This window comes from Janthinobacterium sp. 344, assembly GCF_900112025.1.
In the GTDB taxonomy this organism is placed as follows: domain Bacteria; phylum Pseudomonadota; class Gammaproteobacteria; order Burkholderiales; family Burkholderiaceae_D; genus Janthinobacterium.
The window spans coordinates 330,818-347,020 of record NZ_FOKL01000006.1; the positions used below are offsets into that span (position 1 = coordinate 330,818).

The 16,203-nt window shown below is 66.4% G+C and carries 15 protein-coding genes; 5 read left to right on the forward strand and 10 right to left on the reverse strand.

The genetic code is table 11. From position 1 onward, the window contains the following. Window positions 1-23: 23 nt before the first annotated feature. Both BM193_RS18005 and BM193_RS18010 read right to left on the reverse strand, forming a co-directional pair. Window positions 24-851, reverse strand: a complete 828-nt coding sequence (locus BM193_RS18005; protein ID WP_092832454.1) for a hypothetical protein — start codon at window positions 849-851, stop codon at window positions 24-26. Window positions 852-989: 138 nt separating this feature from the next. After that, window positions 990-1,892, reverse strand: coding sequence for a LysR family transcriptional regulator (locus tag BM193_RS18010; RefSeq protein ID WP_092798991.1), 903 nt, complete (start codon window positions 1,890-1,892; stop codon window positions 990-992). Window positions 1,893-2,019: 127 nt separating this feature from the next. Between BM193_RS18010 and BM193_RS18015 the strand changes: the two genes are divergently transcribed. The 3 genes from BM193_RS18015 (at window position 2,020) to BM193_RS18025 (ending at window position 4,307) form a co-directional block, all read left to right on the forward strand. After that, window positions 2,020-3,441 (forward strand): MFS transporter, encoded by a 1,422-nt coding sequence (locus BM193_RS18015; protein WP_092798993.1) that lies wholly within the window; start codon window positions 2,020-2,022, stop codon window positions 3,439-3,441. Continuing rightward, window positions 3,438-3,848, forward strand: a complete 411-nt coding sequence (locus BM193_RS18020) for a DUF4440 domain-containing protein (RefSeq protein ID WP_092798995.1) — start codon at window positions 3,438-3,440, stop codon at window positions 3,846-3,848. The genes BM193_RS18015 and BM193_RS18020 overlap by 4 nt, the downstream gene beginning before the upstream one ends. Before the next feature lie 114 nt (window positions 3,849-3,962). Continuing rightward, entirely contained in the window at window positions 3,963-4,307 is a 345-nt protein-coding gene (locus BM193_RS18025) for a hypothetical protein (RefSeq protein ID WP_092798997.1), read from the forward strand. 59 nt (window positions 4,308-4,366) lie between these two features. Here the strand turns inward: BM193_RS18025 and BM193_RS18030 are convergent, their stop codons facing one another. The 5 genes from BM193_RS18030 to BM193_RS18050 are packed head-to-tail and all read right to left on the reverse strand — an operon-like array spanning window position 4,367 to window position 11,142. Further along, on the reverse strand, window positions 4,367-4,942 hold the full coding sequence (locus BM193_RS18030) for a DUF1349 domain-containing protein (RefSeq protein WP_092798999.1): 576 nt from the start codon (window positions 4,940-4,942) through the stop codon (window positions 4,367-4,369). Between the two features lie 25 nt (window positions 4,943-4,967). Continuing rightward, window positions 4,968-6,368, reverse strand: a complete 1,401-nt coding sequence (locus BM193_RS18035) for an efflux transporter outer membrane subunit (RefSeq protein ID WP_092799001.1) — start codon at window positions 6,366-6,368, stop codon at window positions 4,968-4,970. Then, window positions 6,365-9,457, reverse strand: a complete 3,093-nt coding sequence (locus BM193_RS18040; RefSeq protein WP_092799003.1) for a MexW/MexI family multidrug efflux RND transporter permease subunit — start codon at window positions 9,455-9,457, stop codon at window positions 6,365-6,367. The genes BM193_RS18035 and BM193_RS18040 overlap by 4 nt, the downstream gene beginning before the upstream one ends. Window positions 9,458-9,469: 12 nt before the next feature. Further along, a complete protein-coding gene (locus BM193_RS18045) occupies window positions 9,470-10,570 on the reverse strand; it encodes an efflux RND transporter periplasmic adaptor subunit (protein ID WP_092799005.1) in 1,101 nt (366 codons plus the stop codon). Between the two features lie 56 nt (window positions 10,571-10,626). Further along, a complete protein-coding gene (locus tag BM193_RS18050; protein ID WP_254786305.1) occupies window positions 10,627-11,142 on the reverse strand; it encodes a DUF2165 family protein in 516 nt (171 codons plus the stop codon). Window positions 11,143-11,232: 90 nt separating this feature from the next. Here BM193_RS18050 and BM193_RS18055 point away from each other — a divergent pair, with 90 nt between their 5' ends. After that, window positions 11,233-11,892 carry a helix-turn-helix transcriptional regulator gene (locus BM193_RS18055; RefSeq protein WP_092799009.1) on the forward strand — a complete coding sequence of 220 codons (660 nt, stop codon included), beginning with the start codon at window positions 11,233-11,235 and terminating at the stop codon, window positions 11,890-11,892. Here BM193_RS18055 and BM193_RS18060 read toward each other — a convergent pair. Continuing rightward, a complete protein-coding gene (locus tag BM193_RS18060) occupies window positions 11,889-13,148 on the reverse strand; it encodes an MFS transporter (protein WP_254786313.1) in 1,260 nt (419 codons plus the stop codon). The two genes, BM193_RS18055 and BM193_RS18060, sit on opposite strands and share 4 nt — an antisense overlap. Window positions 13,149-13,260: 112 nt before the next feature. Here BM193_RS18060 and BM193_RS18065 point away from each other — a divergent pair, with 112 nt between their 5' ends. After that, window positions 13,261-14,160, forward strand: a complete 900-nt coding sequence (locus tag BM193_RS18065; protein WP_092799013.1) for a LysR substrate-binding domain-containing protein — start codon at window positions 13,261-13,263, stop codon at window positions 14,158-14,160. Here BM193_RS18065 and BM193_RS18070 read toward each other — a convergent pair. Together BM193_RS18070 and BM193_RS18075 are read right to left on the reverse strand one after the other, a co-directional pair. Beyond that, a complete protein-coding gene (locus BM193_RS18070) occupies window positions 14,157-14,909 on the reverse strand; it encodes an SDR family oxidoreductase (RefSeq protein WP_092799015.1) in 753 nt (250 codons plus the stop codon). The two genes, BM193_RS18065 and BM193_RS18070, sit on opposite strands and share 4 nt — an antisense overlap. Window positions 14,910-15,026: 117 nt before the next feature. Next, on the reverse strand, window positions 15,027-16,064 hold the full coding sequence (locus BM193_RS18075) for a class I SAM-dependent methyltransferase (protein WP_092799017.1): 1,038 nt from the start codon (window positions 16,062-16,064) through the stop codon (window positions 15,027-15,029). Window positions 16,065-16,203: the final 139 nt, after the last annotated feature.

The following is a 16,203-nucleotide window of genomic DNA, read 5'->3' on the forward strand; positions in this document are numbered from 1 at the left end:
GGGCGCTGGCGTCACGTCAAGGGTCAGGACGTGATGCGTTCCCAGCCATGCCTGACGGCCGCCTTGAAGTCGTCCCACGCCGATTGCGGATACGTGTGTTCCCAGTTGCTGCGCAGCTCGGGTTCCACCTGCTCCCAGCTTTGCCCCCGGTAGCTGGCGCTGCCCGCCATCGAATGGCCATAGCGGTAGGCGGGATCGTAGTCCTCGAAGCGCGCGCCGCTGGCCGCGTACTGGCTGCTCCAGTGGCTGCGGTAGTACTGCTCCTCGTCGTAGCTGGCGCCGGGCAGGTTGTCGGCGCCGGGATAGCGGCGCACGCTGCCCGTCCCCGTCGTCGGCATGCCGCCGGCGAATTGCTGCGATGCCGCCGGTGCTTCGCCGAGATTGCCGGCGGAGGCGCCCTGCTGCGATGGCGCGCCGGACTGCATGCTGGCGCCCTGGCGCTGCGCGGTGTCCCGCAGCGGGACGTCGGCGCCTTGCCAGCCGCCGCTGCGCCAGTGCTCGGCGTGCGCATCGATGTCGATGGGCGCGTAGCGTTCGACGATGTCGGTGGCGCGCTGGATGTCGGCGTCGCTGGCGTCTTCCAGGGTCAGCACGATATGCCCGCGCCGCACGGCTTCCGCGTAGACGTGGCGGTCGGCGTGGCTGCCGAACAGGTCGGAAAAGAAATGCTTGACGCTGTCGAGCAGGCTGTCGCCATCGTCGCGGCGCGCCTCGTCCGCGGCTGCCCCCGTGTCGCTGCCCGCATCGTGCAGGCGGATATTCGCGCTGGGAAAGCCCGCCGTGATCAGGTCTTGCCGCGCGTGCCCGGCCATGTCGCGCTGGGCGAAAACTGCTGCCAAAGTGTGTGCCATGATGGTCTCCAATCGATGAACAACGTCCTTCCAGTGTAGGCCGTGACCATCGAAATGGGCGCCCGTTTGCCCTGCGGAAATCGTTGTGATTTCAACTGTGTTCAGTCTGACATGAGCTGCGGGGCGCCACGTGAAACCTCAGTCGGCCGTGCCCACGCGGGCGCGCAGGAAATCGATAAACGCGCGCACTTTTTCCGGGATATGCTGGGTGTTCGCATACACGGCATACACGCCCTGCTGGGGAAAGACCACGTGCGGCAGCAGATGGCGCAAGCGCCCCGCGCGCACCTCCCCTTCCACCTGCCATTGCGGCAGCAGGGCCACGCCGCAGCCGCCCAGGGCAAAGCCCAGCAGGGCCGAGGCGGAGTCGGAATGGAGGACGGCGTCGTCCTGCGCGGCGAAAGCCGCCGGGCCGTCGGGCGTCTGCACGTCCCAGCGCAGGGGCGAGGCCAGGCGGCTGTGCGCCAGCCAGCGCGCGCGCTGCAAGTCGTCCAGGCTGGCGATGCCCTTGCCGGGCAGGCTGGCCAGGTACGCGGGCGAGGCAACGGGCCAGATGGCATACGGTTCGATCAGCGCCGCGCGATAGCTCGAATCGTTGAGTGAACCCATGCGGATGGCCAGGTCGTAGCGGCCGGCGATCAGGTCTTCATGCGAGGAGGATGACGCATGCTGGATCCGCAACTGCGGGTGGGCGGCGGCAAAGGCGATCAGCGCGGGGATCACCGTGCGGCTGCCGTATTCGACGGTGGTGGTCAGGCGCAGGGTGCCGCGCAGCCCCTGATGGCCCTGGCGCGCCGTCTCGATGGCGCCATGCGCTTCGCTGAGCACGCGCTGGCAGTCTTCATAAAAGCGCCGTCCCACGTCGGTCAGCGCCAGGCTGCGCGTGCTGCGCGTCAGCAGCGACACGCCCAGCTCCGCCTCCAGCTGTTTCAAGTTAAAGCTGACGACGGCCTTGCTCTGGCCCAGCACGGCGGCGGCCGCCGTCAGCGACCCGGCGTCGACGATGGCAATAAAAATACCCAGGCGGTCAAGACTGATCATGATGAAGCGTAAGTAGACATGCGGTTCTCAAGGGTTTGTCAAAATTTATTTGACAGTGTAATCGGGGCTGGCCCGTTACGCAAATGGCTGGCGGCGCTTAAGCTGGCCGTTTGCCATTCGGAGCACCATGGACTACCGCAAAAAGGTCGCCGCCATTTATCTGCTGGGGTTTTTCGTTGACCTGATCAACATGTTCATCACCAGCGTGGCCTATCCCGACATCGGCCATGGCTTGCAGGCGTCGGTGCCGCAGCTGGCCTGGATCAGCACCGGCTACATTCTCGGCCTGACCATCGTCATCCCCGCCAGCGCCTGGCTGGCTGCCTATTATGGCAGCAAAACGGTGTTTATGGCCTCGTTGCTAACTTTTTTATTCGCCAGCGTGGGCGCCGGCCTGGCGCCGTCGATCGAGGCGCTGATCGCCTGGCGCTGCGTGCAGGGGCTGGGCGGCGGATTGCTGATCCCGCTGGGGCAAAGCATGACCTACCAGCTTTATCCGCCGGCGGAGCGTCCCGGCCTGTCCTCCGTCATCATGCTGGTGGGGCTGCTGGCGCCGGCCCTGTCGCCCGCGCTGGGCGGCGTCATCGTCGACAGCCTGTCATGGCGGGCGATTTTCTATTTGAACGTGCCCTTTGCCGCGCTGGCGCTGCTGCTGGCCGCCTGCTGGCTGCGTCCTGACCCGCCGCGTGCGCAGGTGCCGCGTCTGGACGCGGGCGGCTTGCTGGCCGGCTGCGTGGCCATCCTGCTGCTGTTGCTGGGCTTGACCATGCTGGGCACGCCAGGCGATGCCTGGGCCGGCGCGGGCGTGCTGGCGCTGGGCGTCGTCTGTGCCTGGGCGTATGTGCGCGGTGCGCTGCGCAAGTCCACGCCGCTGCTCAATCTGCGCCTGGCCAGCGAGCCGCTGCTGCGCGTCTCCATGCTCATGTATCTGCTGGTGCCGGGCGTCTTCATGGGCGTGAGCCTGCTGGCCATGCTGTATCTGCAGGGCGTGCTGGGCATGTCCGCCTCGACGGCGGGCGCCCTGATGCTGCCATGGGCCCTGGCCTCGTTTGGCGCCATCGCGCTGACGGGCAAAAGCTACCGGCGCATCGGTCCCCAGCCGCTGTTCATCGCTGGCACGCTGCTGCAGGCGGCGGGCATGCTGATGCTGCTGCGGGTGGACGCGGCGGACCAGTTATTCTGGCTGGCCGGGGCGTATGCCGTGATGGGCTTTGGCGGCGGCTTGTGCAGCAGCACGGCGCAAAGCACGGCCTTCCTGCGCACGCCCGATACGCAGCTGAGCCAGGCCAGCGCCGTGTGGAATATCAACCGCCAGCTGGGCTTTTGCCTGGGCGTCGCGCTGCTCGGCGTACTGCTCAACAGCCTGCTGGCGGCGCAGGGCATTGCGACGCTGGACGACCCCGCCCGGCATGCGCGCGCGGCACAGGTTTTCCACTGGTGTTTTGCGCTTGCCGCCGCCTCGTGCGCGCTGCCGCTGATGCTGTGCGCGCGCATCGATAACCGCGCCGTACTGGCCCTTTTTTCTCACCCTCAGGAAGGTAAAAAATGAACGCCGCAACCCCTTATTTTGACGACGTGCTTGCCACCCATGTGCTGATCCGTGAATGGCTCGGCGGCGAGGCGGCAGCGCCGGAATCTTGCGCCAATTTACTGGCGCGTTTTTCGCCCGATTTCACGATGATTTCGCCCGGCGGCAAGCAGCTCGATGCCGCCGGCCTGACGGCGTTTTTCGGCGCCGCCGGCGGCAGCCGCCCGGGCTTGCAGATGCATATTGCCGATCTTGTTCTGATCCAGGAAAGCGCCGCCGGCGCCACCGTCTCCTACCGCGAGTTGCAGTCCATGCCCGGTGCGGAAAACACGCAGCGCCTGTCGACCGTCGTGTATGAAAAAACGCCCGGCGGCGCCCTGTTGTGGCGGCATTTGCACGAGACGTGGGTGGCGCCAGGGGGCGTGTAGACCGCGCGCCGGGGCGCGGCATTTTCCTACAGGCAGGCAAGCCGTGCGCCGGCTGTGGTAAGCCGATTTTGCGAACAAGATGGGTTTTTATTCACCGTTACCAGGAGAAGCGCGATGAACGATAGCCCATTGAAGCCGGCCGACCAGGGCCGCAACAGCCGCATGGACAAGACCGCTGCCGTGCAAGCGGATGGCGACGCCTACGCCAACCAGGGCGGCGGCAAGCCTGCCAGCGGCAATGTCGCCAGCGGGCACTGGGCGAATAACGTCATCGCGCCGCAGGGTGCGCCCGACGCCGTGGAGCAGGAAAACATGCCCACGCTGGGCCAGCCGGAGCACCGCCAGCACGTCAAGGGCGTGGCCCAGCAGCCGCACAGCGAAGCGGGCAAGCTGGCGGACGACCGGCCGGGCCGCAACGAGTCGAAAGACGTGCACCGTTCGCTCAATCAGCACGAATAAACTGCGGAATAAACTGCGGAATAAACTGCGATAAACGGCTGCGACGTGGTGCTGGAACATCAGCTCAAATCATGTAACTCTTTTTGCTGCGCCGGACCGAGGGAAAACTGGGAGAAAACCACCTCCAGGCCGCCGCGTTCCGGCGTGCAGCACATGGGGCCGACCAGGTAGTGGCCGGCTTCGGGAAACGGCGCCAGGCGCAGCAGCGGCCAGCGCAATCCATCCGTCGAATACTGCACGCGGATCACGCCCTTTTCCACCGTCACGCGCAGCCAGAAACCGTCCGGCATGGCGGGCGCCAGGCTGACGGCCCAGTCGGATTTGTCCAGCGTCAGCACGGTGCTCAACAGCAGCTGGCCATCGGAAAATTCGACGCCGCATTTGATCCAGTGTTGCGCATCGATGCGCACCATCATACCGGCCTGGTCGTACAGCGCCGAGTATTGCGCCGCCACGTGCAGCTGCGCCGTGAAAGCGCCGTCGATGTGCGTGCCGAAAAAATGGCCGCTGTCGCGGATAAAACCATACGAGGTCGTGCGCCAGAAATCCGTGTTCGCATCCGTCGTCACGCGCAATTGCGCTTCGTCGCGGGTGAATTTTTCCGGCGCATTCAGCCAGCTGCCTTGCGTGAACATCGCGTGCCTTTCCGAGGTAAAAAGATCACATAGTGTGCCCCCATCCCAGCGCCTTGTACAGGGCGATCGCATCGATGTAGGATGCCGTTTCCGCCTGCAGCGCTGCGCGCCGCAGATCGAACAGTGCGCGCTGGTTTTCCAGCACGGCCTGGTAGCTGCCTGCACCGCCCGCATAGCGCGTGCTGGCGATGTCGAGCGCGGCGTTGCCATGCCGCGCCGACTGCAGCAGGGACCCCAGGCGCGCCTGGTTTTCCACCAGCTGCGTGACGGCGTTTTCCACCTCTTCCTGCGCCACCAAAATCGCCTGCTCGTAGCGCGCCAGCGCGCCCTGTGCCTCGGCCTGCGTGCCGCGCAAGCGTGCCCGCACGCTGCCCAGGCGGAAGGCCGGATGGCTGATGGACGGCGCCACCTCGACCGCGCGCGCGCCGGCATCGAACACGCCGCTGCCGCGCAGGGCAAAGAAGCCTAAAAAGCCGCCGAGACTGAGGCGCGGATACAGGTCGGCCGTGGCCGCTCCCACGTCTTCGCTGGAGGCGGCCAGCAGGCGCTCGGCGCGCACCACGTCGGGCCGTTGCTTGATCAGGCGGTTCACGTCACCGAGCGGCAACTGGCCCGCCAGCGGCGCCTCCTGCCGCGGCGTCGTCGCCAGCGCGATGGCACCGGGCGCCTGGCCGCTCAGCACATCGAGCCGGTACTGCGCCTGGCGCAAGAGCGCCTGCAAGGGCGGCAGCGCCGCCTCGCTGCGCGCCAGGTTGGCCAGCGCGTTATGGCGCTCTTCCGGCAAGCCGCTGCCGGCGCGGATGCGCGCGTCGATCAGGGTGACCGTATCGCGCCAGCTTTGCACCTGTGCCTGCGTCAGCGCCAGGTCTTGCTGGTAGCCCAGCGCCTCGTAGTAATTGCGCGCCACCTCGGCCGCGATCGTCAGCTGCGCCTGCCGCAAGTCGGCCTGCGCCGCGTCGGCGCGCGCCTGTGCCGAGCGGCTGATATGCGCCAGGCGGCCGAACAGGTCGATCTCCCATTGCGCGTCGAATCCCACGCGCGTCTGCGCGCTGGCGACGCGGCTATGGGCTGTGTCTTGCCGCACCGTGCGCTGCCAGCCCGCCTGGCCCGTGACGGTGGGCAGTTCATCGAGACCGCGTTCGTCGACGATGGCGCGCACCGCCAGCAAATTCGCCTGCGCCTGCGCGATATCGAGGTTGTGTTCGAGCGCGCTGGCGATCAGTTGCGCCAGGCGCGCATCGTCGAAAAACGTCCACCATGCGGCGCTGCTGGCAGCCGTTCGAGCAGGCGCAAACTGCGCCTGCTGGGGGCTGGCCAGGGCGACGTCGGGCGTACCCGGCGTGACGTAGGCGGCACTGACGGCGCAGCCGGCCAGCACGGGGAAAAGGGCGGCCAAAAGGGAGGCGGGATAGCGATCATTTTTCATGGGGATTCCTTCAGCGCCTGCGACAAATCGCGGGCGCGCGGCGTGGCATGGTCGGCCGTGTGGCGGCGGGCCAGAAAGGTGTACACGGTGGGCAGCACGAACAGGGTAAAGAAGGTGCCGATCAACATGCCCGAGACGATCACCACGCCCAGGCCGAAGCGGCTGTTGGCGCCCGCGCCGGAGGCGAACAGCAGCGGCACCAGGCCCACCACCATGGCGGCCGTCGTCATCAGGATCGGGCGCAAGCGGATCTGCGCCGCTTTGCGGATGGCCGCGAGGCGGTCGAGCTGCTCGTGCACCTGCAATTCATTGGCAAATTCCACCATCAGGATGCCGTGCTTGCTGATCAAGCCGATCAGGGTCACGAGGCCGATCTGCGTGTAGATGTTGACGGTGGCGTAGCCCAGCGCCAGCGGGATCAGCGCGCCGCAGATCGACAGCGGCACCGTGATCAGGATGATCAACGGGTCCGTCAGGCTTTCGTACTGCGCCGCCAGCACCAGGTAGATGACGACGACGGCCGCCAGGAAGGCCAGCAGCAGCGCATTGCCTTCCGTGGCGAACTGGCGCGCATCGGATTGCCAGTCATAGCTGAAGCCCGGTGGCAGGGTCTTCGCCACGCCATCGAGGAAGGCGACGGCGTCGCCCAGGGTCACGCCCGGCGCCGGCACGCCCTGGAAGGTGGCCGCATTCTGCTGGTTGAATTGCGTCAGCATGTTCGGCTCGATCTGCTCCGTCACCGAGACCACGGCGGACAGGGGCAGCAGGCTGCCATCGTCGGCGCGCACGTACTGCTGCGTCAGGGCTTGCGCCGTGAGTCTCTGTTCGCGCGGGCTTTGCGCGATGACGTCATACGCGCGGCCATCCATGCCGAAGCGGTTCAGATAATTCTCGCCCACCAGCACGGCCAGCGATTCGCCGATGTCCTGCATGCGGATGCCCAGGCTGTTCGCCTTCGAGCGGTCCACTTTTACCTTCACCACGGGATTGTTGTAATCGAGGTCGCTGTCGACGACGGCGAACAGGCCGCTGTCGCGCGCGCGCCGCTTGACGTCTTCCATGGTGCGGAACAGGGTGGCGTAATCCTGCGCGCTGCGCAGCACCATCTGCACGGGCAAGCCGCCGCTCGACCCGGGCAGCGGCGCCAGCTGGAAGGCGAAGATGCTGGTGCCTTCCACGTCGCCCACGGCGTGCTGCAATTCGGCCTGGATGACGGCCGCGTTGCGCGCGCGTTCGGCCCATGGCGTGAGGTTGATGCCGCCGATGCTCGATGCCGGTCCTTCGCCGCCATTGATGATCCAGCGCGAAGCCGTTTCGGGAATGTTTTTGTAGATGTCATCGAGCTTGTAGGAAAAGCGTTCGACGTAATCGAGGTTGGCGTGCTGCGGCGCCTTGATGGCCGTCAGCACGCTGGCCTGGTCTTCCGCCGGCGCCAGTTCGCGCTGCGGCAGCAGGTACAAGAACGGCAGGCTCACCATTACCAGCGCGGCGAAACCGGCGCTGAGCCAGCGGTGGTGCAGCGAGCGGTCCAGCAGGCGCGCATAGCGGCTGGTCAAACCTTCGAAGAAATGCTCGGCGGCGCGCGCCATGCGCCCTTCCGACTGCTTCGGCTGCAGCAGCAAGGAACTCATCACGGGAGACAGGGTCAATGCCACCACGCCCGACACCACCACGGCGCCAGCCAACGTGAGCGCGAATTCCTTGAACAGCGCGCCCGTGAGGCCCCCCATCATGCCGATCGGCGCATACACGGCGGCCAGCGTGATCGTCATGGCGATCACGGGGCCGGCCACTTCGCGCGCCCCCACCAGCGCGGCCGCCACGGGCGTCTTGCCTTCCTCGATATGCCGGTGCACGTTTTCCACCACCACGATGGCGTCATCGACCACCAGGCCCACGGCCAGCACCATCGCCAGCAAGGTAAGCAGATTGATGCTGAAGCCGAAGGCCAGCATCAGCGCCGCCGCGCCCAGCATCGACAACGGGATCGTCACGACGGGAATCAGCACGGAGCGCAAGGAGCCCATGCACAAATAGATGACGATGACGACGATCAAGAGCGCTTCGAGCAGGGTGTGCGCCACCTCGTCGATGGACGACTGGATGAAGCGCGCCGTCTCGAACGCCAGCTCGACTTTGACGCCGGGCGGCAGGGTTTTCTGGATCTCGGGCAGCAGCTTCTTAATGCCGTCGACGATCACCAGCGGGTTGCCGCCCGGCGTGGGCGACAGGCCCAGGTACACGGCCGGCACGCCATCCATGATGCCGCTCGTTTCCGTGGCGGCCGCGCCCAGTTCCACCGTGCCCACGTCCTTCAGGCGCACGAGGGCGGCGCTGTCATCGCCGCCCTTGCGGACGACCATGTCGCGGAACTCGGCCACGCTGGTCAGATCCGTGTTGACGCTGATGTTCGAGACGACGAATTGTCCCTTCACCTTGCCCGGTGCCGCCTGGTAGTTATTGCGCCGCACGCTATCGGCCACGTCGGCCGCCGTCAAGCCGCGCGCGGCCAGTTTGGCCGGGTCGATCCACAAGCGCATGGCCAGCTGCTGGCCGCCGTACACGTCGACCTTCGCCACGCCGTCGATGGTGGCGAACATCGGCTGCACCACGCGCGCCAGATAATCGGTTAGCGCGGGCGCCGAGACGCTCTCGCTGGCAAAGCCCACGTAGGCGACGGCCGAGGAATCGCCGGCCGCGCGCTCGATGACGGGGTCAAAAGCGCCTTCGGGCAGCTTGTAGCGCACCTGGTTGACCTTGGCCATCACTTCCGTCAAGGCCTGCGTGGAATCGCGGTTCAGTTCCATGCGCACGGTGACCGTGCTGCTGCCCTGCACCGACGACGAGGTCAGGTAATCGATGCCCTCCACCGACGACACCGCTTGCGCGATCGGCTGCGTCACAAACCCCTGCATCAGTTCCGCCGAGGCGCCCGGATACGTGGTTTTCACCATGATGGTCGATGATTCGAGCATCGGGTATTGGCGGATCGGCAGCTGCAGGATGGCGACCACGCCCAGCATCAGAATCAGTGTGCTGATCACCAGCGCCAGCACGGGGCGGCGCACAAACAAGTCGGTCAATTTCATGGCGGCCCTTCCTCAAGAACCGGCCTTGGGCGCGGCGCGCTTGGCCTCGTCCAGGGTGTTGGCCACGGCTTGCACGGCCATGCCGTCGGCCAGTTTCAGCTGGCCCGAGGCGACCACGCGCTGCCCCTCGCGCAAACCCTCCAGGATGGCGACACGGCCCCCTGCCCGCTCGCCCAGCTTGACGCCCACGCGCTTGACGGTGAGCGGCTGCTTGCCCTCCTGCTGCGCGACAAACACGGTGTCGCCATACGCGCTGTAGGTCACGGCCGTTTCCGGCACCGTCAGCTGCTGGCCCGCTTCGCGCGCCACGCGCACATTCGCGTACATGCCCGCTTTGAGGGTGCCGCGCGGATTGGCGAGCGTCGCCTGCACCTGCACCATGCGCGAGCGGTCAATCAGCGGATCGATGGCGTTGATCTTCGCCGTGAAGATGTCATCGGGATAGGCGTCCACCAGCACTTGCACGGCCTGGCCCGGCGCCAGCTTTGCGCTGCTCTGTTCATCGAGGGCGAAGTTCACCATCAGCGACTTCGTATCGATCAAACTGGCCACCGTATCGGCCGCGTTCAGGTACTGGCCAGGGTGCACCTTGCGGATGCCCAGCTGCCCCGCGAACGGCGCGCGGATGGTTTTTTGCGCGATCAGCGCCTGCGTCTGGCGCACGTCGCCCAGGGCCGCATCGCGCGCGGCCAGGGCGCTATCCAACTGCTCCTGCGTGGCGGCCTTTTCCCTGACCATCTGCTGCGTGCGGGCATGGCTGCTTTCCGCGTTTTTCAGCTGCGCGCGCTGGCGCAGCAGGGCCGCCTGTTCCGGCGCGTCATTGAGCTGTACCAGCACGGCGCCAGCTGCCACCTGCTGGCCCGATGCGAAGCGGATGTGCGTGATCCGGCCGCCCGTCTCGGCCGCCACTTGTACTTGCCGCACCGCTTCCAGCTCGCCCACGCCGGCGAAGTAGCGTTCCTGCGTGCCCAGCACGACGGGCACCAGGGCCACCTTGGTGGCGGGGTAGGCGGCGGCGTCGGCCGCATGGGAGTCGGCACGGGGGTACAGTGCGGCGCCCGCGACGGCCAGGGCGATGGCCAGCGCGGAGGCGCCGACGATTTTCGTATGCATGATGAAGTCCTTTACAGCAGTAAAAGGGAAAAAAGAAGAGGCGCAGCGGAGGCTGATCAGGTCCGCTGCGCGTTGAAGAGGACAAACAGGGCCATGGTCCACAGCAGCAGCACCAGGTGTGTCGTCTGCAAGCCTTCCTGCGCGATCCAGTAGCCGAACCACAGGCCGCCCAGATGCATCAGCAGCAAAAAGGCGGCCATGGCGCACAGGGCCAGGTTCAGCCAGGGCAAGCCAGCGGCCAGGCCGCCGCCGAACAACAGCGCCACGCCCGTCCAGGCGGCGCTGGCGGCCAACAGCTGCAGCGCCAGCACGACGCCCAGCGCCAGCCGGTGCAAGGTCAGGGAAGTGAGGGCGCGGCGCAGCAGCGGCGTCTGGATGGTCGGGTCCTGGCGCAGCGGGTCCATGCGCATGGTGTTGCCGATGGCCCAGACGGCGCCATGGAAGGCGTGCAGGTTGTTGATGCTGGCCAGGGTCAGCCAGGTGGCCAGGCCGGTGGCGAGGATGGCGTGAAACAGCCAGATGGAGTGCGGCAGCTGCATGGGATTCCAGTCGAGAAAGTGTCTTGCCGGCATGCGGACGTGGAAACTCCTCGACAGCGGGGAGCTACCGGCCTATTATGCAAGCAATTAGTTGGTTAACTTGGCCCATGATAGTTGAGTGAAATGAATTACACAAGTAAACGTTTGGATAATAGCGAGGCGCCGCAAACGACGGAGCGCATCCTGTATTTCATCAAGACCAAGGGACCCGTCTCCACGGCGACCCTGGCCAAGACCCTGGACATGACGGGCGAGGCGGCGCGCCAGCAAGTGCAAAAGCTGGTGGCGGCGGGCCTCATCGAGGGGCGCCAGGAAGCGCAGGCGGGCGCTGGACGGCCGCGCCAGAACTGGGTCTTGACGGAAGCGGGCAATGCGCGCTTTCCCGACACGCATGCGCAGCTGACGATCAAGCTGATCGGTTCCGTGCGCCAGCTGTTCGGCGAGGCGGGACTCGATAAACTCATCACGCAGCGCGAAGAGGAAAGCCGCAGCGCGTATGCCTTGGCGTGCTCGGCGCCGGACTTGCCCACGCGCTTGCAGCAGCTGGCCGCCGTGCGCGATGAAGAGGGGTATATGGCGCGCGTGGAAGCGGATGGCGACGACTGGCTGCTGATCGAAGACCATTGCCCTATCTGCGCGGCCGCGCGCACCTGCCAGGGCTTTTGCCGCTCGGAATTGCAGCTGTTCCAGGAAGTGGTGGGGCCTGGCGCGACCATCGTGCGCGAGCAGCATGTATTGGCCAATGCGATGCGCTGCGTGTATCGAATCAGGGCGCTGCCTTAAGCCTTGGGAAACAGCGGCCGGGCGATCAGCGCCACCAGCCCCGCCAGCCACCACACGACGGGCCAGCTGGTGGCGGCCAGCACGTGCGGGATGGCGATCGGCGTGAGGAACAGGCCCACGTACACGGCAGTGTTCGCCATGCCCAGGGCCGTGCCTGCGTTGGCCCCGCCCGCTTCCGTGGCCAGTTCCGTGTAGGCCACGCCATGCCAGGCGGACACGGCGATGCCGGCCATCACCACGGCCGTCATCAACAGCCAGCCCGGCGCGTCGCCACGGGCGGCAATGCCCAGCAGCACGAAGCACGCCAGCGCCACCAGGGCCGAGCCGCGCAGGTAGCCCGGCCGGTTCGCGTGGCGGTCCGTGTGGCGTCCGCTCCAGATGCGCATCACCATGGCGCCCGCCTGCAGGGCCACCATCACGGCCGTGATGGCTGCCAGGCCCAGGCGGCCATGGTCGTGCAGGAAGACGGTGGCGTAGCTGAGGATGGCAAACTGCGGCATGCACAGCAAGCCGATGGCGGCCACCATGCGCCAGACTTTACGATTGCGTAAAGGTGGCGGTGGCATCACCTCGGACACGCCCGTGGACGCGTTTTGCGGCCCCTTGGCGGCCTCGGCAGAGAAATCGGGCTCATGCATCCAGCGCCACGTAAAAAACGCCGACAGGCCGCATACGAGGGCCAGGGCGCCAAACACGGGCATGAAGCCGTAGCGCGACGCCAGGCTGGGCAGGACGAGGGCGCCGAGGCCGCCACCGAGCGGCACGGCCGTCTGGCGGATGCTCATGGCGAAACCCCGTTCGCCGGCGCCGAACCAGCGCATCACGGCGCGGCCGCTGGCACCGTTTACGCTGCCGCCCAGCACGCCGACCAGCGCCAGCCCGGCCGCCAGCGCCCATAAGGGCGGCACGGACGCGCCGGCGGGCGTGATCCACAGCAGCAAGGCCAGCAGCGCCAGCATGGTGCCCAGCAAGCCGGTCAGCAGCACGGGGCGGTCGCCCCAGCGGTCCGTGGCCATGCCCCATGGCAATTCGGTCAGGGCCACGCCCAGGCCCATGGCGCCCAGCGCCACCCCCAGTTCCGTATTGCTCAGGTGATAGCCGCTGCGCAGCCAGATGGCCGTGGTGGGCATGCCATTCGCGGCGGCGGAAAAACTGGCGTTGGCCGCCACGCCGACGGCCAGCACTTTCCAGCGGTGGGCAGCGCCCAGCACGGGCGCGGTGACGGGGACAGGAATGGCGTGGCAATTGGTGTGCATGGCAGGGACAGGAAAGTGGTTGACCCTGCCAGTGTTGCGCAGTACGATCATTCTGAATATCAGATAATTTAATTTAAACCATCCCATAAAACAGGACGATTCAAGCGACGCCATGAGCATGCTTAATTTCGACATCGCCTTTCTGCGCAGCTATGTGGCTGGCATCGAGCTGGGCAGCTTTGTGCGGGCGGCCGACAAGGTGGGCCGTTCCACCTCGGCCGTCAGCGCGCAGCTGAAAAAACTCGAGGAGCAGGCGGGCGTGCCGCTGTTCCGCAAGGATGGCCGGGGGCTGGCGCTGACGCCGGCGGGCGAAGTCTTGCTCGGCTATGCGCGGCGCCTGCTGGAACTCAATGACGAGGCGGCCGTCGCCTTGCGCGGCGCGGAACTGGAAGGCTGGATCAGGCTGGGCTTGCAGGAGGATTTTGGCGAAGCCTTGCTGCCCGAGGTGCTGGGACGCTTTGCGCGCGCGCATCCGAAAGTGCGCATCGAGGCGCACGTGGCGCGCAACACGGCCCTGATGGAAGGGCTAGCCATGGGGCAGCTGGACCTGGCCCTGCTGTGGGGCGGCGCCTGCATCGCCGACGTGGCCGAATATCCGCAGCAGCAGCGCCAGCATATTGCCGAACCGTCCATGCGCTGGATCGCCTCGTCCAGCCTCGCCTGGCGCCCCGAGTCGGGCGAGCCTTTGCCGCTCATTACGTTCGACCGCGAATGCCTGTTCCAGCGCTGCGCCACGCAGGCGCTCGATGGGGCCGGCATCGCCTGGCGCACGGCGTTTACCAGTCCCAGCCTGGCGGGACTGTGGGCGGCGGCAGCAGCCGGGCTGGGCGTGACGGTGCGCACGGGCCTGGGCTTGCCCTCGACCGTGCGCGCGCTCGATCACGTGGAAGCGGGCTTGCCCGCCCTGCCTCCGCTGTCGCTGGAATTGCTGCGTGCATCAACGGTCTCCAGGCCGCCCGTCGAGCGGCTGGCCAGCCTGATCATCGAATCGCTGCAACAAGACGCCGCTTAAAACGCCTGCGCCGTCGGGCGCAGCACGATCTCATTGATATCCACGTCGGCCGGCTGCTCGATCGCATACGCGATGGCGCGCGCCACGGCATCGGCGGGAATGGCGATCTGGTAGAACTCCTTGACGGCCTTGGCGCTCTCGGCGTGGCTGCTGCCCTGGCTCAATTCCGTGTCCACGGCGCCCGGCGCAATGACGGTGGTGCGGATGGTGCCGCCGCTGGCCGCCAGCTCGTGGCGCAAGCCTTCCGAAATGGCGCTGACGGCAAACTTGGTGCCGCTGTAGACGGTGCCGCCCGGGCTGAAGACCTTTAGCCCCGCCACCGACGAGATATTGATGAAGTGGCCGCTGTTTTGTGCCTGGAAGTATGGCAGGACGGCGGCGATGCCGTTCAGCACGCCTTTGATGTTGATATCGATCATGTTGTTCCACTCGTCGACCTTCAAGGCGCTCATCGGCGCGATGGCCATCAGTCCCGCATTGTTGATCAGCACGTCGACCTTGCCGAACACGGCCAGCGCCGTGTCGATCAGATTCTTGACGTCGGCAGGCACCGTGACGTCGGTCTGGGAAATGGCGGCCTGGCCGCCGGCCGCCGTGATTTCCTCGGCGATGATGTTGAGCAAATCCATACGGCGCGCACCGAGCACGACGCAGGCGCCCAGCGCCGCCAGATGGCGCGCGGTGGCTTCGCCCAGGCCGCTGCTGGCACCGGTGATGACGACGACTTTCCCTGCAATAGCTTGACTCATGATGGGTTCCTTGTAAAAGCAGCAGAGTGCTGCGGATGACATCGATCAATGCCGGCACAGCTTAGCGCATTTGCATCGTCTCTTGCTATAAAAAAGATAATTATTAAATGATAATTGTTAGGCGCGAGCAATCAGCACTTGCACGGGCGCCATGGGGAAATCGCTGGCGCCGTATTGCTCCACCTGCCGCCAGCCCGCGTCGCGTAGCAGCTGCGCCAATTCTCCCTGCCGCGTCACCGTGCGGCCTAGCATGCGCATCGGCAAATAGTAGGGCAGCACGCGCGCGGCGTCCTCGGCTGCCGGGGCGATTTCCGCCTGCACGCAGACGAGCATGCCACCGGGTTTCAGGGCCGTATGCATCTTGCGCAAGGCCGCCGCCATGTCGGGCACGAAGTGCAGTACGGAGGAGCACCAGATGAGGTCGTAATCGACGCCGATGTCGTCGCTGTCCAGGTCGCCGCCCTGGGTTTCCAGGCGCTCGGATAGTTGCGCGTGGGCGATGTTGGCGGCCGCCACGGCCACCGTTTCCGGCCAGTCGAACACGCAGCCGTGCAGGCCCGCATGGGCTTGCGCCAGTGCAATGGCAACCCAGCCGGGGCCGCCGCCCAGGTCCAGCAGGCGCAGGGGCGTGTTGCGGGCCGCAAAGGGCGCGATGCGCTGCATGACGGACAGGGCCGCGCGCATGGTGACGGCGCGCTGCTCCTGGCCGATCTGGTGCTGCGCGGCGGCGGTCCAGTTGATGCCATTCGCCGCGCTGTACGGCGCGGCCTTGCCGCCTGCGCACACCAGCGTGTTCAGCTGCGTGGCGAAATGGCGCAGCGCGTGCAGCCGGTACAGCCAGGCGTCGCCACAAAAGGCGACGGAAGCACGGCAGAAGTACTGCAAGGTGGATGTCGTGCAGCGGTAGCGTTGTGTGCTCGCATCGGTATCGGCCACGTCGCGCTCCAGCACTTGCATGCTCCAGAGTAATTCCAACAGCAACGCCGTGTGCGGCGCATGCAGCGACAAGGTATCGGCCAGCTGGGCCGGCGTGTGCGGCGTGGCCAGCACGTCGAAAATGCCCAGCTCCAGGGCGGCGGCCAGCGCATCGGCCTGGACGGGCGCGACGGCCAGGTCCCAATACGGTTGCAAGGCGTGGGAGGTGGTAAACGGCATGGTGCTTCCTTTCGGCGTCGTGGAGATCGGGATGGGCATGCAGGCTATTTTATGCAACAATGAGAATAATTATCATTTGCATTCATATGCGGGGCGGCGCATTTCCTATGCGCGCCGGCGCGCCAGGACCAGGGGGACG